This window comes from Micromonospora pisi (assembly GCF_003633685.1).
Classification (GTDB): domain Bacteria; phylum Actinomycetota; class Actinomycetes; order Mycobacteriales; family Micromonosporaceae; genus Micromonospora_G; species Micromonospora_G pisi.
Genome location: NZ_RBKT01000001.1, coordinates 7,509,231 through 7,531,994 on the forward strand (window position 1 = coordinate 7,509,231; position 22,764 = coordinate 7,531,994).

The 22,764-nt window shown below is 71.0% G+C and carries 16 protein-coding genes; 12 read left to right on the forward strand and 4 right to left on the reverse strand.

Going from position 1 to position 22,764, the window contains the following annotated elements:
* The first annotated feature begins 130 nt into the window (after positions 1–130).
* A complete protein-coding gene (locus tag BDK92_RS32105) occupies positions 131–4,504 on the forward strand; it encodes a S8 family serine peptidase (RefSeq protein ID WP_121160110.1) in 4,374 nt (1,457 codons plus the stop codon).
* A gap of 81 nt (positions 4,505–4,585) precedes the next feature.
* On the opposite strand, the gene BDK92_RS32110 is transcribed toward BDK92_RS32105, so the two are convergent.
* On the reverse strand, positions 4,586–4,858 hold the full coding sequence (locus tag BDK92_RS32110) for a DUF6289 family protein (protein ID WP_121160111.1): 273 nt from the start codon (positions 4,856–4,858) through the stop codon (positions 4,586–4,588).
* A 210-nt stretch (positions 4,859–5,068) separates the two neighbouring features.
* On the opposite strand from BDK92_RS32110, the gene BDK92_RS32115 reads away from it, so the two are divergent.
* On the forward strand, positions 5,069–6,643 hold the full coding sequence (locus BDK92_RS32115) for an MFS transporter (protein ID WP_121160112.1): 1,575 nt from the start codon (positions 5,069–5,071) through the stop codon (positions 6,641–6,643).
* Positions 6,644–6,669: 26 nt separating this feature from the next.
* On the opposite strand, the gene BDK92_RS32120 is transcribed toward BDK92_RS32115, so the two are convergent.
* A complete protein-coding gene (locus BDK92_RS32120; protein WP_121160113.1) occupies positions 6,670–7,140 on the reverse strand; it encodes a winged helix-turn-helix transcriptional regulator in 471 nt (156 codons plus the stop codon).
* A 54-nt stretch (positions 7,141–7,194) separates the two neighbouring features.
* Here BDK92_RS32120 and BDK92_RS32125 point away from each other — a divergent pair, with 54 nt between their 5' ends.
* Positions 7,195–7,743, forward strand: a complete 549-nt coding sequence (locus tag BDK92_RS32125) for a PaaI family thioesterase (RefSeq protein WP_246017365.1) — start codon at positions 7,195–7,197, stop codon at positions 7,741–7,743.
* 62 nt (positions 7,744–7,805) lie between these two features.
* Here BDK92_RS32125 and BDK92_RS32130 read toward each other — a convergent pair whose 3' ends face one another.
* Positions 7,806–9,263, reverse strand: coding sequence for an aminotransferase-like domain-containing protein (locus BDK92_RS32130; RefSeq protein ID WP_121160114.1), 1,458 nt, complete (start codon positions 9,261–9,263; stop codon positions 7,806–7,808).
* Between the two features lie 245 nt (positions 9,264–9,508).
* Here BDK92_RS32130 and BDK92_RS32135 point away from each other — a divergent pair, with 245 nt between their 5' ends.
* Positions 9,509–12,691, forward strand: coding sequence for an AfsR/SARP family transcriptional regulator (locus BDK92_RS32135; protein ID WP_211349707.1), 3,183 nt, complete (start codon positions 9,509–9,511; stop codon positions 12,689–12,691).
* 13 nt (positions 12,692–12,704) lie between these two features.
* Here BDK92_RS32135 and BDK92_RS32140 read toward each other — a convergent pair whose 3' ends face one another.
* The gene (locus BDK92_RS32140) at positions 12,705–13,199 is read right to left on the reverse strand and encodes a Calx-beta domain-containing protein (protein ID WP_170208766.1); all 495 of its coding nucleotides are present in this window, start codon (positions 13,197–13,199) and stop codon (positions 12,705–12,707) included.
* A gap of 212 nt (positions 13,200–13,411) precedes the next feature.
* On the opposite strand from BDK92_RS32140, the gene BDK92_RS32145 reads away from it, so the two are divergent.
* The 8 genes from BDK92_RS32145 (at position 13,412) to chvE (ending at position 22,682) form a co-directional block, all read left to right on the forward strand.
* Positions 13,412–14,026 carry a sporulation delaying protein family toxin gene (locus BDK92_RS32145; protein ID WP_147457194.1) on the forward strand — a complete coding sequence of 205 codons (615 nt, stop codon included), beginning with the start codon at positions 13,412–13,414 and terminating at the stop codon, positions 14,024–14,026.
* A 22-nt stretch (positions 14,027–14,048) separates the two neighbouring features.
* Positions 14,049–14,744 carry an SdpA family antimicrobial peptide system protein gene (locus BDK92_RS32150; RefSeq protein ID WP_121160117.1) on the forward strand — a complete coding sequence of 232 codons (696 nt, stop codon included), beginning with the start codon at positions 14,049–14,051 and terminating at the stop codon, positions 14,742–14,744.
* The gene (locus tag BDK92_RS32155; protein ID WP_121160118.1) at positions 14,738–15,748 is read left to right on the forward strand and encodes a sporulation-delaying protein SdpB family protein; all 1,011 of its coding nucleotides are present in this window, start codon (positions 14,738–14,740) and stop codon (positions 15,746–15,748) included. The genes BDK92_RS32150 and BDK92_RS32155 overlap by 7 nt, the downstream gene beginning before the upstream one ends.
* A gap of 445 nt (positions 15,749–16,193) precedes the next feature.
* Complete coding sequence (locus tag BDK92_RS32160; protein ID WP_211349708.1) at positions 16,194–17,180, forward strand: LacI family DNA-binding transcriptional regulator; 987 nt, start codon at positions 16,194–16,196, stop codon at positions 17,178–17,180.
* 252 nt (positions 17,181–17,432) lie between these two features.
* The gene (gene araB / locus BDK92_RS32165) at positions 17,433–19,196 is read left to right on the forward strand and encodes a ribulokinase (protein WP_121160120.1); all 1,764 of its coding nucleotides are present in this window, start codon (positions 17,433–17,435) and stop codon (positions 19,194–19,196) included.
* Positions 19,193–19,870 (forward strand): L-ribulose-5-phosphate 4-epimerase, encoded by a 678-nt coding sequence (locus tag BDK92_RS32170; protein ID WP_121160121.1) that lies wholly within the window; start codon positions 19,193–19,195, stop codon positions 19,868–19,870. Before araB ends, BDK92_RS32170 begins: the two co-directional genes overlap by 4 nt.
* 2 nt (positions 19,871–19,872) lie before the next feature.
* Positions 19,873–21,414, forward strand: a complete 1,542-nt coding sequence (gene araA / locus BDK92_RS32175) for an L-arabinose isomerase (RefSeq protein WP_211349442.1) — start codon at positions 19,873–19,875, stop codon at positions 21,412–21,414.
* Between the two features lie 140 nt (positions 21,415–21,554).
* A complete protein-coding gene (chvE, locus tag BDK92_RS32180; RefSeq protein WP_121160122.1) occupies positions 21,555–22,682 on the forward strand; it encodes a multiple monosaccharide ABC transporter substrate-binding protein in 1,128 nt (375 codons plus the stop codon).
* The last annotated feature ends 82 nt before the right edge of the window (positions 22,683–22,764 follow it).

A 22,764-nucleotide genomic window follows, 5' to 3' on the forward strand; every position in this document is an offset into this window, starting at 1 on the left:
GATGGCCGAGCACCGGTCCCGGCGGTACCGGACATCCCGGCCCCGTCGATGCCGGCGCCACGATCCCATCGGGCGCCGCTGGACTGGAGGAGAGTTGTCAGCACGACACACACGTCGAGGCGCGGGACGGATGCTCCGACCCGCGGTCGCCATCGCGGCGGCAATCGTCCTCGGCTTCACGGCCCAGCCGGTGGTCGCCGTCGCGGCCCCGGCTTCGGCTCCGGTCGACAGCCAGGTGCTCAGGGAATCGTCCGGCACCGGCGGTACGACCTTCATGGTCTACCTGAAGGAGCGGGCCAAGCTGGACGCGGCGGCGAAGCTCCGTGACGCCGACACCCGCTCGGCTGAGGTGCACCGCCAGTTGACCGGGACCGCTGATCGTACCCAGTCGGGCCTGCGTGCCCTGCTGAACACCAAGCGGGCGCGGTACACGTCGTACTGGATCGCGAACGCCCTGCGGGTCGAGGGGGACCGGGCTCTGGTCGAGGCGATCGCCGCCCGACCCGAGGTGGCCCGAATCGACCCGGTGCGGACGTACGAGGTGGTCAGGCCCGCGCCCGGGAACACCACGGCCAAGGCCGGCGCGGCCGGGGCCGAGTGGGGGATCGCGAACATCGAGGCGCCCCGGGTGTGGGACGAGTTCGGTGACCGGGGTGAGGGCATCGTGGTCGCCAACATCGACGGCGGCGTCCAGTACGACCACCCGGCCCTGGTCGGCAAGTACCGGGGAAACAACGGCGACGGGACCTTCACCAACGACTACAACTGGTACGACCCCTCCGGTGTCTGCACCGGAGAAACACCGTGCGACACCTCCGGCCACGGCACCCACACCATGGGCACGATGGTCGGCGACGACGGTGCCGGCAACCAGACCGGTGTCGCGCCCGGCGCGAAGTGGATCGCGGCCAAGGCGTGCGAGGGCTCGTGGTGCTCGGACGCCTCTCTGCTCAACGCGGGCCAGTGGATGCTGGCCCCGACCGACCGCAACGGCCAGAACCCGCGCCCGGACCTGCGGCCCGACATCGTCAACAACTCGTGGGGCGGCGGCCAGGGCAACCTGTGGTACAAGCAGGTCGTCGACGCCTGGCGCGCGGCCGGCATCTTCGCGGTCTTCTCCGCCGGCAACTCCGGTCCCGCCTGCAACACCGCCAACTCGCCGGGCGACTACCCCGGGTCGTACGCGGTCGGTGGCTTCAACGCGACCAACCAGGTCTACTCGTACTCCAGCCGGGGTAGCTCCTCGGCGGACGGCGGAATCAAGCCGAACATCTCGGCGCCGGGCGAGGACGTCCGGTCCACCTGGCCCGGCAGCGGGTACACGACCATCAGCGGCACCTCGATGGCGGCCCCGCACGTCTCCGGGACGGTGGCGCTGATCTGGTCCGCCGCGCCGAGTCTGCGCCGTGACCTCGCCGCGACCGAGAAGCTGCTCGGCGAGACCGCCACCGACGTCGACGCGACCGAGTGCGGCGGTACCGCCGCCAACAACAACGTCTTCGGCGAGGGCCGACTCAACGCGTATCAGGCGGTGCTCAAGGCGCCGCGCGGCGACGTCGGCCGAATCAGCGGTCGGGTCACCGACGCGGCCACCGGCGAGCCCCTGTCCGGGGTCACGATCACGACCGGCGGACCGCACGGGGTGACCGGGACCGATGGCGACTACACGTTGAGCCTGCCGCCCGGCGAGCACACGCTGACCGCGAGCGCGTACGGCTACACGAGCCGGACCGTGGCGGTGACCGTGGTCGTTGGCGGCTCACTCACCGAGAACTTCGCGCTGGCGGCGCAGCCGATGGTGACGGTCTCGGGTCGGGTCACCGACGGCTCCGGCCACGGCTGGCCGCTCTACGCCAGGATCGACGTCAGTGGACGGCCCGGCGGCCCGGTCTTCACCGACCCGGTCACCGGTAGGTACTCGTTCACCGTGCCCGCCAACACCGCGTACACCCTCGGCACCACGGCCCAATACTCCGGATACCGGAAGGTCACCAGCACCGTGCCGGTGGCAGACGTGGCGAAGACGGTCAACATCAAGGTCCCGGTCGACCACGGCTGCACCGCCGCCGGCTACTCGGGCAGCTTCACCGCGCCGCTGTTCGCCACCGAGACCTTCGACGGCACCAGGGTGCCGGCGGGTTGGTCCGTGGTCAACCGCACCGAGTCTCCCGGCTGGGCCTTCGACGACCCGGGCAACCGGGGCAACTCGACCGGCGGTAGCGGTAACTTCGCGATGGTCGACAGCATCCGTCAGGGTCTCGACGCCCGCCAGGACACGGATCTGATCTCCCCGACGTTCGACCTCACCGGGATCGGTGCGCCGTATCTGCGGTTCAACAGCGACCTCTACGCCACCGCCACGGACGACATGGGGGACGTCGACGTCTCCACCGACGGCGGTACCACCTGGACGAACGTCTGGCACGGTGACGACTACCGGCGCGGCCCGGTCCAGGAACTGGTTCCGCTCGAACCAGCCGCCGGCCAGGCCGACGTCCGGGTGCGGTTCCGCTACAGCGCCAACTTCGGCTGGTGGTGGGGGGTCGACAACGTCGAGCTGATCAATCGGGCCTGCACGCCGACCCCGGCCGGCCTGGTCGCCGGGTTCGTCACCGACAAGAACACCGGTGCCGGACTCAACGGGGTCACCGTCGCCAGCCCGGACGCGTCGGCCGAGCGGGCGGTCACCACGGCGACGCCGCAGGATCCGAACATCTCCGACGGGTTCTACTGGTTCCTCTCCACCCTGACCGGGCCTCACCCGTTCGAGGCGAACCTGCGGCCGTACCAGGCGGTGCGGAGCGAATTCGCGATCGAACCGGACCGGGTGAACAAGGCGAACTTCGCCCTCAAGGCCGGGCGGATCACCGTCAGCCAGACCACCGTCGAGGCGAACCAGCCGTACGGCAGCACCCGGAGCACCTCGATCACGTTGAAGAACACCGGCAGCGCACCGGCGACGGTGGAGGCGCTACAGCGTGCCGGGCAGTTCGAGGTGCTCGCCCCGAAGGCGGCACCGCTGGTCGAGCGGCGGGTCTCCGGCATCTCCAAGGGCATTCACGCAGTCCCCTCCGCCGGCACCGGGGGGTCGGCTCCCGGTTCCCCGAACGCCGAGCCGCAGGCGACCGACCCCGCGTGGAGCCGGATCGCCAACGCCCCGGCACAGATCTCCGACAACTCGGCCGTCAACCTCGGTGGCAAGGTCTACTCCGTCGGTGGCGGCTCGGGTAGCGGATCGGAGCGTTCCACCTGGGTGTACGACCCGGACACCAATGTGTGGAGCGGGTTGCCCGAGATGCCCAGAGGTCGGGCCAAGGCGTCGGCGGCGGCGGTGAACGGCAAGATCTACGTGCTCGGTGGCTGGTCCGCCGAGGGCTCCCTGATTCCCTCGGTGGACGTCTTCGATCCCCAGCAGGGCACCTGGAGCACGCTCGTCGGTGTGCTCCACCCGGCGCCCAGGGCAGCGGCCGGCACCGCCGTGGTGGATGGAAAGATCATCATGGTGGGTGGCTGTGCCGACGCGGACTGCACCGACACCAGGGACCTGGTGACCTTCGACCCGAGCAGCCGTACCTTCACCACCGGGGCCGACTACCCGGTGGCCGTGTCGTACGCCTCCTGTGGCGCCATCGGTAGCGGCGTCTACTGCGCCGGTGGCATCTCCACGCAGACCTACCGGGACACCTACGGCTACGACCTGGCCGCCGACGCCTGGACGAGGCTGCCGGACCTGCCGATCGATCTGTGGGGTTCGCAGACCACCGTGGCCGGCGAGATGCTGATCGTGTCCGGCGGTGTGACCGCGAACTCGAGTGCGGTCACCAACCGGACGATCGCGTACGACCCGGCCAGCCAAGCCTGGCGGGACCTGCCGAACGCGCAGGTCGCGGCCTTCCGGGGCGCGATGGCCTGCGGGGTGTACAAGATCGGTGGTGCCCTGGGTGCCACGGTCACCAGCGAGTCCGAGCGGTTGAGCGGATTCGGCGACTGCTCGACGGCAGCCGCGCCGTGGCTCCAGACGACGCCGGCCAGCTTCACCCTGGCGGCGGGCGCGTCGAAGACGATCACGCTCACCCTGACCGCGACGCCCGAGGCGGGCATTGACCAGCCCGGCACCTACCGGGCCCAGATCGGGTTCCGGGCGGACAGCCCTTATCCGGTGCCGACGGTCGACGTCAATGTCGGAGTCGCCGCACCCGCTGACTGGGGCAAGATCCAGGGAACGGTGACCGGCCAGAGTTGCGCAGGTCAGCGGCTGCCGCTGCCGGCGACCGTCCGGTTCAACCTCGCCGGTACGGGTGGCAGGACCGGTTACACGCTGCGGGCCGACGCCCAGGGGCGTTTCGTGTACTGGCTGCCGGCCGGCACGTACCAGGTGGTGGTGAGCCGGGAGGGCTGGACCCCGAAGGTCAAGCAGCAGAGGGTCGACGCCGGTTTCACGCTGACGTACGACGTGGTGCTCGCGACGGCCTCGTCCTGTGGCACCCGGGCGGGTGGGATCTGACCGGAGTGCTGGCGTGACGTGACGGCGGTGGCCGTCGGACCCGACGGGGTTCGGCGGCCACCGCCGCGTGGCTGACGTCGGTCAGAGGGGTTCGGGGCACTGTGCGCTGGCCAGTTCCAGCCAGCGGGTGGTGATGCCGAACGAGTCGGTGGTGCCGTCGCAGAACCTGGTCCGGCCACCGACGACCGTCTCGAAGGTGGCGGAGCTGTAGTAGATGTACGTGCACTGGTATCCGGCCTTGCAGACCGGGATGGCCTGGGCGGGTGAGGCGGGGCCGACGAGGGCGGTGGCAACACCGGCGGCTGCCGCCACCATGGCGAAGGTCCGACGGAGCATGAGCTTGCGACGGGGCACGGTTCCTCCCAGTGTCTGTCCACTTCGGATTGCGGACTCGACACATTCTGTGGCGGTCGTCCGTCGAGAGCAATGGGTAGCCGGAGGATTCCGTAGAGTGCCAGCATCCGTAGAACCGGCACGAGCACGTATCGCGAACGCGGTATACGCCCTGGCAGACGCCATGATCGGCGAGGACTAGCCTGGGAGGCCCGTACCGAAGGAGCAGCGATGAACCCGACCCGCGACGACCAGGTCGGCGGCCTGGTCCGGTACGGCCAACCCGCCGGCCGTTGGGTGCTGCTCGCCACCGTGCTCGGCTCCGGCCTGGCCTTCGTCGACTCGACCGTGGTCAACATCGCGCTGCCCCGGATCGGTGACGACTTCCACGCCGGTGCCGCCGCCCTGCAGTGGACCGTCAACGGATACACGCTCAGCCTGGCCTCGCTGATCCTGCTCGGCGGCTCGCTGGGTGACCGGTTCGGCCGCCGTCGGATCTTCGTCGTCGGCGTGGTCTGGTTCGCCATCGCCTCGCTGCTCTGCGGGCTGGCGCCGAGCGAGGAGATCCTGGTCGCGGCCCGCGTCCTGCAGGGCATCGGCGGGGCGCTGCTCACCCCGGGAGCGCTCGCCATCCTCGGCGCGTCGTTCCATCCGGACGACCGGGCCAAGGCGATCGGGGCGTGGTCCGGCCTGGGTGGCATCGCCGGTGCCCTCGGGCCGTTCCTCGGGGGTTGGCTGGTCGAGGTCGCCAGTTGGCGGCTGGTTTTCCTGATCAACGTACCGCTGGCGGCGGTGGTCGCGCTGGTCGCGATCCGGCACGTACCGGAGTCGCGTGACCCGGACGCGCCCGACCGGTTCGACGTCGTCGGATTGCTCACCGGCGCGGCGGGTCTCGCCGGTCTCACCTACGGGTTCACCGCGTGGCCGACCGCCGGGCCGCAATCGCCGACCGTGCTGGTCACCCTGGCCGTCGGAGTCGCCGGGATGATCGGATTCGTGGTCGCCGAGCGGCGCTCGTCGCACCCGATGCTGCCGCTGGAGGTCTTCAGGATCCGGGCGTTCAGCGCGGTGAACCTGGTGACCTTCGCCGTGTACGCCGCGCTCGGCGGGGTGTTCTTCCTGGTTGTGTTGAATCTCCAGGTCGTCGTGGGGTTCAGTCCGCTGGCGGCGGGCACGGCGATGCTTCCGGTGACCGTGCTGATGCTGCTGCTCTCGGCGCGCGCCGGGGCGCTGGGGCAGCGCATCGGCCCGAGGATCCCGATGACGGTCGGGCCGGCGGTCTGCGCCGGGGCACTGGTGCTGCTCGCCGGGGTCGGGTCGCGGACGTCCTATCTCACCGGGGTTCTGCCGGCGGTGCTGCTGCTCGGCCTGGGACTCTCCCTGACCGTGGCACCGCTGACCGCCACCGCGCTCGGTTCGGTGGACGAACGGCACGCCGGCATCGCCAGCGGCGTCAACAACGCGGTCGCCCGCGCGGCCGGTCTGCTCGCGGTCGCCGTCCTGCCGCTGGCCGCCGGGATAGGTGCCGGCAGCCTCACCGACGCCGCCGACCTGGGACCGGTCTACCGGGTGGCCATGCTGATCTGTGCCGGTCTGCTGCTGCTCGGCTCCGTGATCGCCCTGGTCGGTGTCCCGTCCCGGCTTCCCGGTCAGCGGCAGTCGGCGGAGCCGGACGTGCCGTCTGGCGCCGACGATCCGATCAGTCCGGTACGGGTCCACTGCGCCGTGGACAGCCCGCCACTGCACCCGCAACCGACCGACGGGCCGGTTGCCGGCGGCCGGGCCGGGGCGTCGGAACGACGGTAGCCGGAGGTGCTGGCTGCGCGGCCCGGTCAGCGACTGTGGAGTCCCGGGCCGGGCCGGGGCACCACGGCCCGGGGCGTGTCCACCTCGTGTCCGTCGGCGCAGCGCAGCTCGATCCGGACCGGCGCCTCGCAGTCCCGGTGCGCGGCGACCAGGGGGGAACCCTCCGGGTCGGCGAGGTAGCGGTCGCCCCAGGACAGGAGTGCGACAAGCACCGGCCAGAGGTCGAGTCCCTTCTCGGTGAGTCGGTATTCGTGGCGCTGCCGGGCACCCGGCTCCCGGTACGGTTCCCTCCGCAGCAGCCCTTGGTCGACGAGTCGGGTGAGCCGGTTCGTCAACACCTGCCGGGGGATGCCGGTTCGTTCACGCATGTCGTCGAAGCGGCGTACGCCGGTGAAGATCTCGCGGAGCACCACCACGGTCCAGCGTTCGCCGAGGATCGCCATCGCCCGCGCGATGGTGCAGTTGTCCAGCTCCCAGTCCAGCGGTGTCGGTGTCACACCGTCAGGCTAGGTCTTGTTGACAGACTCAGCAACGCCTGCGACGCTGCGTCTGTGACTCAGACTCAGCAGGCCGGCGCCGTGGACGAGATCGCGCAACCGGGACCGCGCAGCCGTACCTTCACCTGGTCCGACCCGGCGATCAACGCGGCGAGCCTGGGGCGGCGCAGCGGCCTCGAACTGCTCCGCTCGATGATCGCGGGAGAGTTGCCGCCACCACCGGTGATGCACCTGATCGACATGACCCGGATGACGGCCGACGAGGGCCGGGTGACCGTCGAGATGCCGGTCCACGAGTTCCACTACAACCCACTCGGCAGTGTGCACGGCGGGGTGCTCTCCACCCTGCTCGACACCGCCGCCGGCTGCGCCGTGCACAGCACGCTGCCGGCCGGGATCGGCTACACCTCACTCGACCTGAACGTGAAGTTCCTCCGCCCGGCGACCGTCGCGTCGGGCGTACTGCGCTGCGAGGGAACGGTGCTGCAACGCGGACGACGTACCGCGCTGGCCGAGGCGAAGGTGCTCGACACCACCGGCAGGCTGATCGCGCACGCCACCTCCAGTTGCCTGATCTTCGAGCTGGAAGCACCCACGGCCTGAGTCGGGAGCCGGTGAAGCCCATCCCGGCCCGGCCGGCACGGGCTTCTCACCCGAAGCGCCGGCTACCTCGCGGTGGCGAGGACGTCGACCAGGCCGGCCATGCTCAGTCGCAGCTCCGCGTCCGGTTGGTGCCCGAAGCCGATCACGAGCGCCGGGGGAACGGCGCGCCCCGAGAAGTGGTACGGCGACAGCGTCGCCACCCGTACCCCCTGGGCGAGCGCCAGGTCGGCGACCCGACGCGGGTCGAGCCGATCCGGCAGGTACAGCACCTCGGTGTTGACCGCGTTCGCGGCGCCGAGCCGGATCCGGCGCAACGGGGCGACCGAGGACTCGACGATCCGGCGCCGAGTGGCGAAGCGGCGACCGAGCCGGTGCATCAGCCGGACGATCACCCCGTCGCGCAGCAGCGACGCCAGCGCGAGCTGGGTCAGGTACGGGGGCTGCCCGGCGTACTCGCCGAGCAGCCGACCGACAGTGGCGGTGAGATCGCGCGGCACCAGCGCGTACCCGAGGTTGAGAGCCGGGGTCAGCAGCTCGCAGAAGCCACCGACGAGGACCGACCGGGCACCCGCGGTCCCGTACAGCCGGGGTAGCTGGCTCACCGTGGGACGGAACACCGCGTCGCAGGCGATCTCGACGACATGCCCGCCGCTGCCCGCCGCCCACGCCACCGCCGCCCGGCGTCGTTCCGCCGAGAGCACATGTCCCAGCGGGACCTGGGCGTCCGCGCTCAACACGATCGCCCGGCAGGCCGGCCCCACCCCGTCCAGACGGGCACCGTCGCGGTCGACCGGCAGCGCGGCCGGGCGCTCCAGGTCCCCGCCGGCCGCCCGGTGCAGGGCCGGTGGTACCGGTTCCTCGATCGCCACCTGGCGGCCCCGCAGCCCCAACGCGTCCAGCACCAGCCGCAACCCGTGCGCCGTGCCGCCGGTGATCACCACGTCCCGGCCGGCGAGCGGCACACCCCGGCTCCGGGCCAGGTGCTCGGCGACCGCGCGGCGCAGATCGGGTAGACCGAGCGCGGGCAACGGCTGCGCCGGCGGCCGATGGAAACTCGCCCGCCGCCAGGCCGCGCGCCAGGCGGGCAGGGGGCAGGCCTCGATGTCGACCTGTCCCGGCCGCAGGTCGAGCACGCCGGGCCGGCCGGCCGGTACCGGAGGACGGGTGGATGCCGGCCGGTCCGCAGGGCCCGTCAGCCGGCGGGCGTCCAGGGTCGTACCGGCCCGCCCCGACCGGCCGTCCGGCTGACGTGGCGCCGGGCGACCGGCGACGTACGTCCCCGAGCCGGGCTGGCTCTCCAGGTAACCACGGGTGAACAGCAACTCGTACGCCGCGGTCGTCACCCCACGGGAGACGCCGAGCAGCGCGGCGAGCGTCCGGGTCGACGGCAGTTGCGCACGGCGGGCCAGCAGGCCGTGTTCCACGGCGGTGCCGACCTGCGTGGCGATCTGCTCGTGCAGCGGTTCCCGACTGTGCCGGGTGACCGTGATCGGAATGGTGAGGATGGTCTGGTGCCGCATGAACCCAGGTCTACGGAACCCGGGCTGCGGCCCGGTTGTGCCACGGTTGTGGCGGGCCGCCGACGCTTGCGGCGGATCTAGGTCAATTGCTGTCCATCGATCGGGCCTGGACCTATGCTGCGGGGGAGGCGACTTCGTGACGCGTGTTCGCCCGCGCGGGAGGGGGGACCGTGGGGGGCACGTCGGCGGCCGGAGAAGCCACCGTCCCAGCCCCGGGCCAACCGGTCGGGGTGAGCCCGGCGGTGGTGCTCGCCGCCGACGGGGACGGGGACAAGCCGGCGCGGCGGCAGGTTCGCCTGCTCGGGCCGGTGGAGGTGCTCGGCCCGGCCGGCCCCGCGTTGCTCGTCGGGGCGCGACAGCGCGCCGTGGTCGGACTGCTCGCACTGAAGGCCGGCACGGTGGTGCCGCAGTGGCGGCTGGTCGACGCGCTCTGGGGACAACACCCACCCCGTACGGCGGTCAAGTCGCTGCACAGTCACGTCGCCCGGGTCCGGTCCGCGCTGACCCTCTGCGGCCTTCCCGACGTGCTGGTCACCCGGGAGTCCGGGTACGCGCTGCGGTTGGCCCCCGAGACGGTCGACGCGATCCGCTTCGAGGAGTTCGCCCGCCGGGGCCGCGACGCCCTGGCCGCCGGGGCGCCCGAACGGGCCGTCGCCCGGCTGCGTGAGGGCCTGGGACTCTGGCGACACGAGGTCGCACTCGCCGACGCCGAGCCGACCGGTTGGGGCGCGGCGGAGGTGGACCGCCTCTCCGAGGTGCGGCTGGCCGCGATCGAGGACCGGTGGGACGCGGAGCTCCAGTTGGGTCGGCACGTCGACGCGGTCGGCGAGCTGGAGCGTCTCCTGGTCGAATACCCGTCCCGGGAACGGTTGGTCGCCCTGCTGATGCTGGCGCTCTACCGCTGCGGTCGACAGACCGACGCCCTCGACGCGTACCAGCGGCTGCGGGCCGGGATCGCGGAGGAGTTCGGCGTTGATCCCGGTCCGGAACTGGCCCGCCTGCACACCCGGATCCTCCGCCGTGATCCGGGCCTCGACCCCGAACCGGCGCCGGTCACCGGGCCACCGGCCGCGCCGGTCCCCGCCGGGCCGACCGGCGCCGGGCGCGTCGTCGCCGCCGGGATGCCCACGGGTACGGAGCCGCCGGCCGGGCCGCCGATGCCGACACCGATGCAGCTACCCGCGCCGGTCGGGTTCTTCACCGGCCGGGCACCGGAACTCTCCCTGCTGGACCAACTCCTCGACGACCCGGGCGGGGACCTGCGGCTGGCCCTCATCTCCGGTCCAGGGGGCATCGGCAAGACCGCGCTCGCGGTGCAGTGGGGCCGTCGGGTCGCCGGCCGGTTCCCGGATGGGCAGCTCTTCGTCGACCTGCGCGGTCACGACCGGGAGTCGACGCTGCCACCTGGGCACGCGCTCTCGCACATGCTGCGCAGTCTCGGCGTACCGGCGGACCGGATTCCGGCCGAGCTGACCGAACAGGCCAGTCTCTACCGTTCGCTGCTGCACGGCCGCCGCATCCTGATCGTGCTCGACAACGCCGGCACCGCCGACGACGTACTGCCGCTGGTCCCCGCCAGCGTCGGCACCATGCTGGTGGTCACCAGCCGCAGCGCCATCGCCGCGCTCAACACCCATCACGCCGTCTGTGCGGTCAGCCTCGACGTGCTGCCCGACCACGAGGCGCTGACCGTGCTGACCCGGCTGCTCGGCGTCGGGGCGGTGCAGCGGGAGCGGGCCGCCGCGGCTGAACTGGTCCGGCTCTGCGACCGGATGCCGTTGGCGCTGCGGATCGCGGCGGCGAAGCTGGCGAGCCGGCCCAGTCGTACGATCGGGAACCTGGTGACGGAACTGGCTGGCGCGAACCGGCTCGACGCGCTCACCGTCGACGGCGGCTCGCGCAGCGTACGGACCGTCTTCGCCAGTGCGTACCGGGCGTTGAGCGCACCCGCTGCCCGGCTGTTCCGGCTGCTCGGCCTCCACCCCGGCCCGACGTTCCACACCCTGCTCGCCGCCGCCGTGGCCGACCTGCCGCCGCAGGAGGCGCGGCGGATCGTCGACGAACTGGTGGTGGCGCACCTCGCCGTCGAGACCGGCGTGGACCAGTACCGTTTCCATGACCTGATCGCGCTCTTCGCCCAGCAGTGCGCGGCCGTCGACGAGACCGCGTCGGGGCGGGAGGACGCGGTGCTGCGGATCGTCGACTGGTACCTCGCGGTCGCCACGGCCGCGAACCGGGTGCTCGACCCGGGCCGGGACCGGGTCACCGCGGTGCTGCGCCACCCACCGGCCGAGCCGCCGTTCCCGGCCGAACACCACGCCGCGCTCGCCTTCCTCGACGCCGAGCGGGGCAACCTGCTGCCGATCACCCGGTACGCGGCGGAACACGGCCTGCCGACCGCCGCGTGGCAGTTGACGTACCTGTTGATCGGTTTCTACGACTCGCGGGGACACTGGCCCGAGCGGGTGGAGATGTGCCGCTTCGCGGTCTCCGCCGCCCGGCAGATCGGGGATCCGGCCACCGAGGGGCTGATGCTCAGCGGGCTCGGCGTCGCCCACATCATGGCGCGCCGTTTCGACGCGGCGCTGACCAGCCTGCACGAGGCGCTGCCGCTGATGTTGGCCAGCGGCGACCAGCGCGGGGCGGGGCACGTCTACAACAACATCGCGGCCGCGTACAGCGGGTTGCGGCGGTTCGACGAGGCGGTCACCGCGTTCCGGCACGCGCTCGCGATCCACACCGCGAGCGGCTACCGGCTCGGCATCGCCCTGGCACTCAACAACACCGGCCACACCTATGTACGGATGGGTCGGCCCGAGCGCAGCGCTGCGGACCTCGCCGAGGCGCTGGCGATCGCCCGGGAGGTCGGCAACCCCCGGCTGGAGGCCGCGGTGCTGCACAGTCTCGGCGAGGCCGATCTCGGCCGTGGTGCGCTCGACGAGGCGCTCGACCATCTCGGCCGGGCGCTCCTGGTCTACCAGGCGATCGGCGACCGCCGGTACGAGGCGGAGACGATGAACGGCCTCGGGCTGGCGCTGCTGCGCAAGGGGGACCCGGTCGCCGCGACGAGCCCGCTGCGGCGCGCTCTGCTGCTCACCCGTGACCTCGCCGATCAGCACCTGGAGGCGGTCACCCGGCACAACATGGGGCAGGCGTACCTGGCGGCGGGTGACCTCGCCGCCGCAGCGGAGGAGCTGGGGCACGCGCTGGCGCTGCGTGGCCGGATACCGGACCCGTACGAGGAGGCGCGGGTCCGACGTGACCTCGGGGAGCTGGGGCGGCGCCTCGGTGACCGGACCGGCGCGGAGCAGCACTGGCGGCTCGCCGTGACGCTCTACCGGCGGGCGAACGCGGTCGCCGAGGCGGGAGAGCTGGCCGTGCGTCTCGAACGGGACGCACGGCCGGTCGCCGCTCCGGGTACCTACTGACCCTTCGGTGTGCCTACCGATCTTTCGGCGGGGCACCGTCCTTGATCACGACCTCTGCCCGGCCCTGGCCGATGGTTCCGGTGGACGGGTCGGAGATGCTCACCGTGAACCACTCGTCGGGTTCCCGTCGGTTGTCGGCCTGGATCTGCACCGGCACCTCGATGCCCTTCGCGCCGGCGGGGATGGTCACCCGGCGTTGCTCGATCGCGAGGTAGTCGTCCGGCGCCACCGCGGTCCCGTCGGTGGTGCGGAACAGCACCGTCACCGGTTCCTTCAACGGCTGCGACAGGGTCACGGTGACGATGGCCGTGCCGCCCCGCTCAGCCGTGGTGGCCGGTACGTCGACGGGAATCTGCTCCCAGCAGATGGTGCCGTTGACGGAGACCAGTACCCGGTCGTCCTCCGGGTCGCAGCAGGCGTGGCTGGCGGCCGGGGTCAGGCCGAGCAGCGCCGTGGGGATTACGACGGTGGCGGCAAGCCTGCCGACTCGCCAGCGCGTACGTGTCATCGGGTCCTCTCCTTCGATTGCCCTGTGAGCCTCCATTAACACCGTCGGCGGTTGTGGCGGGGTTGTGGCGCACGTCGATGCCCTTCCCGTCCAGAGCCACTACGACGGCGAAGTGTGCCCGGAACCGGTCCTGTCCGTCGCCGCCCGGCCCGGCTGATCCTGATCGCAGGCGGCTGCCGAGGGGGCAGTCGCCGCATCGCAGGTCAGAGAGGGTGAACGAGTTGGTATTCATCGACGCAGTTCGAAGGCGGTGGGTGTGGGCGGCGGCGCTGTTCGCGGTCGTCGCGCTCGGCATCGGGTACGCCGGCCAGGTGCGGGCGGACGCACCGGCGGCGGCCCCGGCTTACCAGGCCGTGGATCTCGCCGACGCGATCCTGTTCGCCGACGGTCCGGCGGCGCGGCATCTGGAAGGGCTGGAGCGGCCGTCGATCGAGTGGACCGAGGAGGCGAAGCGTTCCAAGGAGGCGATCGGCGAGGCGATCAGCCGTGACGGGAAGTGGGGTGAGTCGTTCGCCAGCCGGGTCCAGTCGGGTGACCCGAACCAGATCGCCCCGGCGCTGCACGACCTCGGGGTGAAGTCCCGGCTCGCGCTGGACGACCTGTGGGGTCGGGACACGATGGACAAGGCCATGGAGGCGGCGGTCGGCGGCTCTGCTGTCAGCACCATCCTGGCCTGGCAGCGGTATGTGGTCATCTACCGGATCATCGTGATCGTCCGGCACATCTACGTTGTCTGGTCGCTGCGCGTCGACGACCGGTTTGCCACCGGCAACCTGCCGGACGAGATCACCATCCGCACGATCGCGCAGAACCTCAGCGTGCGCTGACCCAGGGACGGAGGGAAGCCTGATGGATACCAGCAGCGCGGTGTGGCAGCACCGCACACCGGCGGAGAGCGCCGGCACAGTCGAGGACACGGACCGTCCCGAAGCGACCGACGACGTCGACGGGACCGCCGTCGCGGGTCGTGACGGCCAACCGGACCCGGAGTCGTCCGCCGGGGACCGGGCGGATCTGCGGCTCGGCCGGAGCATCGCGTCGTTGATCGCGCTCGCCGCGGTCGCCGTGGTGTACGTGCTCCACGCCGCGCTGCCGGCCACCCCTTTCGAGTTGCCGTTCGGGAACCCGCAGGCGTTCCGGACGGTGGTTCCGGAGGGCTGGGGTTTCTTCACCATGAGTCCGCGTACGCCGGATGTCCTGGTCTACGGTGCCCGGGCCGACGGCGACTGGCGCCAGTTGACCGTCGGCGCGCATGAGGGACCGGCGAGCCTGATGGGGTTGAACCGGCGCAACCGGTCGCAGGGGACCGAGGTGGCGATCGTGGCCAACCAGTTGCGGCCGGAGGAGTGGAGCGCGTGTGAGCGGGAGCCGCTCGACTGTCTCTCGGCCCTGCGTCCCCGGGAGGTCCCGGTGGCGAACTTCTCCACCCTGCGGAGCGTCTGCGGTGAGGTCGGTCTGGTGATGCAGGACGTGCTGCCGTGGGCGTGGCGCGGGTTGCCGACGGAGATGCCGTCCAAGGTCGTACGGGTGGTGGTGTCATGTTGACCCGTTGGTTGGTCTCGCTCGGGCGGTGGGCCCGACCGAGGTTGGCCGAGGCTCCCTGGGGTTCCGGCCTGGGCCTGGCCCGTACGCTGCTCGCCCTGGCCACCCTCGGTACGTTGCTCGCCACCGCGCCGTCGGTGCTGATGTCGCCGTTGGCCGACGGGAGCCGGGGACCGGTCTGCGCCGGTCCGATGCAGGCGGGTGTGTGGTGCGTCGTGCCGGCCTGGCAGGGCGAGGCGGCCCGCTGGTTGAGTGTGGCGATCCTGCTGGTCGTCGCCTCCGGTTGGCGACCTCGGTTCACCGGTGTCCTGCACTGGTGGGTCTCCTGGAGCCTGTTGGTCAACGCCTCGATCGTGGACGGCGGTGACCAGGTGGCCGCGGTCCTGACCCTGCTGCTGCTTCCGGTGACGCTGACCGACCCGCGTCGTTGGCACTGGCAGCGCCCGCCGGACCGGGAGCCAGGTCTGGCCAGGATAGTCGCTTATGTTGCTCTGATCCTGATTCAGATTCAGGTGGCCGTTCTGTACCTGCACGCCTCGGTGGCGAAGCTCGGCGTACGTGAGTGGGCCGACGGGACCTCGATGTTCTACTGGCTGCGCAACCCGACCTTCGGTGCTCCCGACTGGCTGCGTCCACTGGTCGACGTGATCACCGACTCCTCGGTCGGGGTCGCGCTGCTCACCTGGTCGGCGGTCGCCTTCGAGTTCGCCCTCGCGCTGGCGATCCTGCTCGGCCCGGCGGCCCGGCGTCGGTTGCTGGTCGGCGGGCTGATCTTCCACGCGATGATCGCGGTCGCGATGGGACTGATCAGCTTCAGTACGGCGATGAGCGCGGCTCTGCTGCTCTACCTTCTGCCGATCGGGCGGCACCTGCCGTTGCCCGCAGCGGTGGTGCGGTTCGGTGGGCGCCTGGCACTGCTCTGGTCCCGCCAGCGGTCGCGACGGCGTGAGCGGCGGAGTCCGGAGTTTCCGACCGTGCCGTCGGTCGGGCGACCGGTCCAGTGGTGAGGGTGCCTGTCTGAGGTGGTGGGGCGGTATGGATCGGGGCGTGTCCCGTCGGCGGACGGGACACGCCCCACCGCGTGTTCTCGAGGTCTCGGCGTTCGCCTGTCGGCGTGGCCGAACGGTTGCGCGGAGGGATCGGCACTCTTGACGACCGCATTGTTATCGCTAACATGATCGCAGTCAGGGGCCGTCAACTCCGTTGGGAGAGGAGCGAGACCCGATCCGGTTCCTCCGGTGTACGACATGACGCAGAGTGTCGATCCGGGCGGGGCTCACCGGTGTACCGAGCCGGTTCGCTGTGGTTACCCGTGCGACGGGCTGATGAATCCCGTGCGGTCACCCGACGATAATCGGTGCCCGAGCGGCGCTCGTTGCCCGGGGCGGTGACATGCGAGCAATTCCCGAATGAGGTAGCGAAGTGGATAACAGGATGGCGCGCAACCCCGCGATGACCGACGTCGCGCGGCTCGCTGGGGTGTCCCACCAGACGGTGTCCCGGGTCCTCAACGACCATCCGAACGTCCGCGAGCAGACCCGCAGCCGGGTCCGCGCCGCCATCGCGGAGCTGGGCTACCGACCGAACCGGGCGGCCCGCACCCTGGTCACCGGGCGGTCCCAGTCGATCGGCGTGGTCACCCAGAACTCCACCCTCTACGGCCCGGCGTCGTTGCTCGCCGCGTTCGAGCAGGCGGCGGCGGAGTCCGGCTTCGCGGTGAGTGTGGCCAGCGTGAGCGTCCTCGATCAGCCGTCCATCGCCGAGGCGGTCACTCGGCACCTCGACCACCGGGTCGCCGGGATCATGGTCATCGCACCGGTCATGTCGGCCAACGAGGCGTTGGACGCGTTGCCCGCGGACGTACCGCTGGTGACGGTCGACGGCGACCCGGATCGGTCGGCCGCGCTGGTCACCGTCGACCAGGTCACCGGCGCCCGGGACGCCACCCGGCACCTGCTGGACGCCGGTCACCGGACGGTATGGCACGTTTCCGGTCCACCCGAGTGGTTTGACAGTGCCGGCCGGATCGAGGGTTGGCGGCAGGCGCTGGAGTTGGCCGGGGTTGAGGTGCCGCCGTTGATGCCGGCCGACTGGACGGCCGCGTCGGGTTACCGGGCCGGGCAGATGCTCGCCCGGATGCCGGAGGTCTCCGCGATCTTCGCGGCAAACGACCACCTGGCGCTCGGTATCCTCCGGGCGATGAACGAGCGGGGCCGTCGGGTGCCGGAGGAGGTGAGCGTCGTCGGCTTCGACGACGTGCCCGAGGCGGCGTACTTCATTCCTCCACTGACGACGGTCCGGCCGGATTTCCGGGCCGTGGCAAGGGCGAGCCTCTCCCTGCTGTTGGAGCAGATCGAGTCGGGTCGAGCGACCACCGAGCGGTACACGGTCGCGCCGGCGCTGGTTTCCCGGTCCAGCGTCGCCCCGCCGCCGCGCTGAGCCGGGTGACACTGGTCCTGCCCGGTACGGCCACGCCCACCGGGCCCAGCCGGTAGCGGCGACCGCCCGGTGTCCGGCGGGCAGCCAATAGGTAACGGAATGTAGTCAAGTGGGTTACCTCCAACCGCTCCTTCGTTACTGAAATGTTACGGCGCCTGGTTGACCCGAGAATTGTTAGCGATAACACTCTGGGTCCGAGCCTGCGATCCGAGGCCACTGCCCCTGCCCGTCCGCCCCTCGAAGGTGCCAGACATGCCGATCGATCCGTCAGAAGCGCTCGTAGTCGGAGTCGACTATGGGACGTTGTCCGGCCGTGCCGTCGTGGTCCGGGTGGCGGACGGCGCCGAACTCGGTTCGGCGGTGTTCGAGTACCCGCACGCCGTACTCACCGACACGTTGCCGGTCGGCGACGTCCGGCTCGGCCCCGACTGGGCACTCCAGGTTCCCCAGGACTACGTCGACGTGCTGCGGTACGCCGTACCGGCCGCCCTGGCCGATGCCGGCGCGGACCCGGCGGCGGTGATCGGCATCGGCACCGACTTCACCGCCTGCACCATGGTCCCGACCCTCGCCGACGGCACACCCCTCAACGAACTGCCCGCGTTCGCCGACCGCCCGCACGCGTACGTCAAGCTCTGGCGCCACCACGCCGCCCAGCCGCAGGCCGACCGGATCAACGAACTCGCCGCCGCGAGGGGCGAATCCTGGCTGCCCCGCTACGGCGGGCTGATCTCCTCGGAGTGGGAGTTCGCCAAGGCGCTGCAACTGCTGGAGGAGGACCCCGAGGTCTACTCCACCATGGAGCGCTGGGTCGAGGCCGCCGACTGGATCGTCTGGCAGCTCACCGGCAGCTACGTGCGTAACGCCTGTAGCGCGGGCTACAAGGGCATCCTCCAGGATGGTCGGTATCCGGACCAGGAGTTCCTCGCCGCGCTCAACCCGGGCTTCGCGGACTTCGTCACGGCCAAGCTCGACCAGCCGATCGGCGCCCTCGGCGCCGCCGCCGGCACCCTCAGCGTCGAGGCCGCCGCCTGGACCGGACTCCCGGTCGGCATCCCGGTCGCGGTCGGCAACGTCGACGCGCACGTCACCGCCGCCGCCGGCAACGCCGTCGAACCCGGCCAAATGGTCGCGATCATGGGAACCTCGACCTGCCACGTGATGAACGGTGCCGAGCTGCGCGAGGTACCGGGCATGTGCGGCGTGGTCGACGGTGGGATCGTCGCCGGCAGCTGGGGTTACGAGGCCGGCCAGAGCGGTGTCGGGGACATTTTCGCCCACTTCGTCGAGACCCAGGTGCCCGCGAGCTACAGCGAGGCCGCCGCGGCCGACGGGGTGACCGTGCACGAGTACCTCACCCGGCTGGCCGCGACCCAGCGGGTCGGTCAGCACGGACTGGTCGCCCTCGACTGGCACAGCGGAAACCGTTCGGTGCTGGTCGACCACGAGCTCTCCGGACTGCTGCTGGGGGAGACCCTGGCGACCCGCCCGGAGGACATCTACCGGGCCCTGCTCGAGGCGACCGCCTTCGGCACCCGGACCATCATCGAGACCTTCGCCGGTGCCGGCGTGCCGGTCTCCGAACTCTTCGTCGTCGGCGGCCTCACCAAGAACAAGCTGCTGATGCAGATCTACAGCGATGTCACCCGGCTGCCGCTGTCGCTGATCACCTCCGCCCAGGGGCCGGCGCTCGGCTCGGCGATCCACGCGGCGGTCGCGGCCGGGGCCTACCCCGACGTCCGCGCCGCAGCCGCCCGGATGGGGCGGGTGGAACGTGCCGTCTACACCCCGGACGAGGCAGCCGCCGCCCGCTACGACCAGCTCTACGACGAGTACCGCCAGCTACACGACCATTTCGGCAGGGGAGGTAACCGGGTGATGCGCAGGCTGCGTGCGATCCGGCGGGAAGCCATGGCCGAGGCGACCACCGCCGGCACCGACGCGGAGGCGCTGACCGGCGCCGCCTCGAACGGTGCGGCCGACGGTGCTCCGCAGACCCCGGCGGTGGCCCGGTGACCGTCACCGAATCCGTCGCCACGACGATCCGTAGCATCCGGGCACAGGTCGCCGCGCTCCACGCCGAACTGCCCCGCAACGGGCTGGTGGTCTGGACCGCGGGCAACGTCTCCGCCCGCGTACCCGGCGCCGACCTGCTGGTGATCAAGCCGTCGGGGGTGAGCTACGACGAGATCACCGCCGACAACATGGTGGTGACCGACCTCGACGCCAACCTCGTCGACGGCGAGATGGCCCCCTCGTCGGACACGGCCGCGCACGCGTACGTCTACAAGCACATGCCGCACGTGAACGGTGTCGTGCACACCCACTCCACGTACGCGACCGCCTGGTCGGCGCGGGCCGAGCCGATCCCGTGCGTACTCACGATGATCGCCGACGAGTTCGGCGGGGAGATCCCGGTCGGCCCCTTCGCGCTGATCGGTGACGACTCGATCGGGCAGGGCATCGTCACCACCCTCAGCGGGCACCGTTCGCCGGCCGTGCTCATGCGCAACCACGGGGTCTTCACCATCGGGGCGAGTGCCCGCGCCGCGGTCAAGGCCGCGGTGATGTGCGAGGACGTGGCGCGCACCGTGCACATCGCCCGCCAGCTCGGCACCCCGCTGCCGATCGCGCAGAACGACGTCGACTCGCTCTACGCCCGATACCAGAACGTGTACGGGCAGGCGTGACGATGCCCGGGACAGGAGGATCCACCATCAGTACCACCACCACTCCCCAGATCTGGTTCCTCACCGGTAGCCAGCACCTCTACGGACCGGAGACGCTCCAGCAGGTCGCCGAGCAGTCGCAGGAGATCCAGCGGACCCTCACCGCGACCGGCCCGGTCGCCGCCGAACTGGTGTGGCAGCCGGTGCTCACCGACGCGGCCGCGATCCGCCAGGTGATGCTCGCGGCGAACGCCGACCCGGACTGCGTCGGTGTGATCGCCTGGATGCACACCTTCTCGCCGGCGAAGATGTGGATCAGCGGGCTCGACGTCCTGCGCAAGCCGCTGCTGCACCTGCACACCCAGCTCAACGCGGCACTGCCGTGGGAGTCCATCGACATGGACTTCATGAACCTCAACCAGGCCGCGCACGGCGACCGGGAGTTCGGGTTCATCCAGACCCGGCTCGGGGTGGCCCGCAAGACCGTCGCCGGCCACGCCTCCGACCCGGCCCTGGTGGCCCGGATCGACGGCTGGGCCCGCGCCGCCACCGGCTACGCCCACCTGCGTACCCTGCGGCTGGCCCGGTTCGGCGACAACATGCGCGACGTGGCCGTCACCGAGGGCGACAAGGTCGAGGCCGAGCTGCGCTTCGGTGTCTCGGTGAACACGTACGGCGTCAACGACCTGGTCGAGCTGGTCGACCAGGTGGCCGATGCCGCGATCGACGACGTGGTCGCCGAGTACGCCGAGCTGTACCGGCTGGCTCCGGGACTCGGCCGGGGTGGCGACCGGCACCAGGAGCTCCGGTACGCCGCCCGGATCGAACTCGGACTGCGCCAGTTCCTCACCACCGGCGGCTTCGGCGCCTTCACCACCAACTTCCAGGACCTGGGCGGGCTGCGCCAGCTTCCGGGTATCGCCGTACAGCGGCTGATGGCCGACGGCTACGGCTTCGGCGGCGAGGGCGACTGGAAGACCTCGGCGCTGCTCGCCACGGTGAAGGCGATGGGCGTCGGCACCGGGCGGGGAACCTCCTTCATGGAGGACTACACCTACCACTTCGGGCCCGGTGAGCCGAAGATCCTCGGCGCGCACATGCTGGAGGTCTGCCCCAGCATCGCCACCGGCCAGCCGTCGTGCGAGATCCACCCGCTCGGCATCGGCGACCGGGAGGACCCGGTCCGCCTGGTCTTCGACGCCCAGCCCGGCCCCGCCGTGGTGATCGGCCTGGCCGACCTCGGTGACCGGTTCCGGTTCGTGGCCAACGAGATCGAGGTCGTGCCGCCGGACGAGCCGCTGCCCAGGCTGCCGGTCGCCCGCGCGGTCTGGAAGCCGGCACCGTCCCTCTCCACCTCCGCCGAGTCGTGGCTGACCGCGGGTGGGCCCCACCACACGGTGCTGACCCAGGCCGTCGGGGTGGAGACGCTGCAGGACTTCGCGCACATGCTCCGCACCGAGCTGCTGGTGATCGACCAGCAGACCACGACCGCCGGTTTCGCTGACCGGCTGCGGTGGAACCAGGCCTACTACCGGCTCGCCCAAGGGCTGCCGGGCAGGGGATGAGGCCGGCCCACGGCCCTGTCCGCACTACCCGTCGACGGGCCACCGGCCCGACGACACCAGAAAAGAACGAATCGCGGCGACCTGCACATCGGAATTCCTTGAACCCGGTTGACCCGCGCTCTGTACTCAAAGGAGAGAACATGAGATTCGTACGGCTCGCGTCGGTGGCTGGCGCCATCACGCTCGCCGCTGCCCTTGCGGCCTGCGGCTCGAGCACCAAGACGGTCGACCAGGACGCCGGAAGTGGCGACAACTCGGGTGCCCTGGTCGGCGTCACCATGCCGACCCGCTCCTCGGAGCGGTGGATCCACGACGGTGACAACGTCAAGGCCGCCCTGGAGAAGCTGGGCTACAAGGTCGACCTGCAGTACGCGGAGAACGACATCCCGACCCAGGTCAACCAGATCGAGAACCAGATCACCAAGGGTGCCAAGCTGCTGATCGTCGCCTCGATCGACGGCACCGCGCTCACCACCCAGTTGCAGGAGGCCGGGGACAAGAAGATCCCGGTCATCTCCTACGACCGCCTGATCCGCAACAGCCCGAACGTGGACTACTACGCCACCTTCGACAACTTCAAGGTCGGCGTCGAGCAGGCCAACTCGCTCCTGGTCGGCCTGGGCCTGAAGAAGGCGGACGGCACCGACGGCGAGGCCAAGGGCCCGTTCAACGTGGAGCTCTTCGCCGGCTCGCCGGACGACAACAACGCCACCTTCTTCTTCAACGGCGCGATGTCGGTCCTGCAGTCGTACATCGACAAGGGCACGCTGGTGGTGAAGAGCGGTCAGAAGGACTTCAAGACCGTCGCCATCCTGCGCTGGGACCCGTCCACCGCGCAGAAGCGGATGGAGGACCTGCTCTCCAAGACGTACAACGGCGGCACCAAGGTCCAGGGCGTGCTCTCCCCGTACGACGGGCTGTCGATCGGTATCCTCTCCGCGCTGAAGAGCAACGGGTACGGCACCGCCGGTCAGCCCTACCCGGTCGTGACCGGCCAGGACGCCGAGCTGGCCTCGGTGAAGTCGATCATCGCCGGTGAGCAGTACTCGACCGTCTACAAGGACACCGCGCAGCTCGCCGACGTCACGGTCAAGATGGCCGACGCCGTGCTCAAGGGCGGCAAGCCCGAGGTGAACAACACCACCGACTACGACAACGGCAACAAGGTCGTCCCGTCGTTCCTGCTCCAGCCGGTCGTGGTGGACAAGTCGAACTACCAGAAGGCCCTGGTCGACTCCGGCTTCTACACCGCCGACCAGCTGAAGTAGTCAGCACCGCGTGGTCCTGCCGCCGGTTCCGGGACCGGGCCGGCGGCAGGACCGACGTGTCATCGCGGCGGTAGGGCGATCA

Bases quoted from the DNA above. Each gene is read 5' to 3' on its own strand.
- BDK92_RS32160 (WP_211349708.1), top strand. From the start codon at position 16,194: ATGACCGACGTCGCGCGGCTCGCTGGGGTGTCCCACCAGACGGTGTCC.
- BDK92_RS32150 (WP_121160117.1), top strand. From the start codon at position 14,049: ATGGATACCAGCAGCGCGGTGTGGCAGCACCGCACACCGGCGGAGAGC.
- BDK92_RS32115 (WP_121160112.1), top strand. From the start codon at position 5,069: ATGAACCCGACCCGCGACGACCAGGTCGGCGGCCTGGTCCGGTACGGC.
- BDK92_RS32155 (WP_121160118.1), top strand. From the start codon at position 14,738: ATGTTGACCCGTTGGTTGGTCTCGCTCGGGCGGTGGGCCCGACCGAGG.
- BDK92_RS32105 (WP_121160110.1), top strand. From the start codon at position 131: ATGCTCCGACCCGCGGTCGCCATCGCGGCGGCAATCGTCCTCGGCTTC.
- araB (WP_121160120.1), top strand. From the start codon at position 17,433: ATGCCGATCGATCCGTCAGAAGCGCTCGTAGTCGGAGTCGACTATGGG.
- araA (WP_211349442.1), top strand. From the start codon at position 19,873: ATGCCCGGGACAGGAGGATCCACCATCAGTACCACCACCACTCCCCAG.
- BDK92_RS32140 (WP_170208766.1), bottom strand. From the start codon at position 13,199: ATGACACGTACGCGCTGGCGAGTCGGCAGGCTTGCCGCCACCGTCGTA.
- BDK92_RS32130 (WP_121160114.1), bottom strand. From the start codon at position 9,263: ATGCGGCACCAGACCATCCTCACCATTCCGATCACGGTCACCCGGCAC.
- chvE (WP_121160122.1), top strand. From the start codon at position 21,555: ATGAGATTCGTACGGCTCGCGTCGGTGGCTGGCGCCATCACGCTCGCC.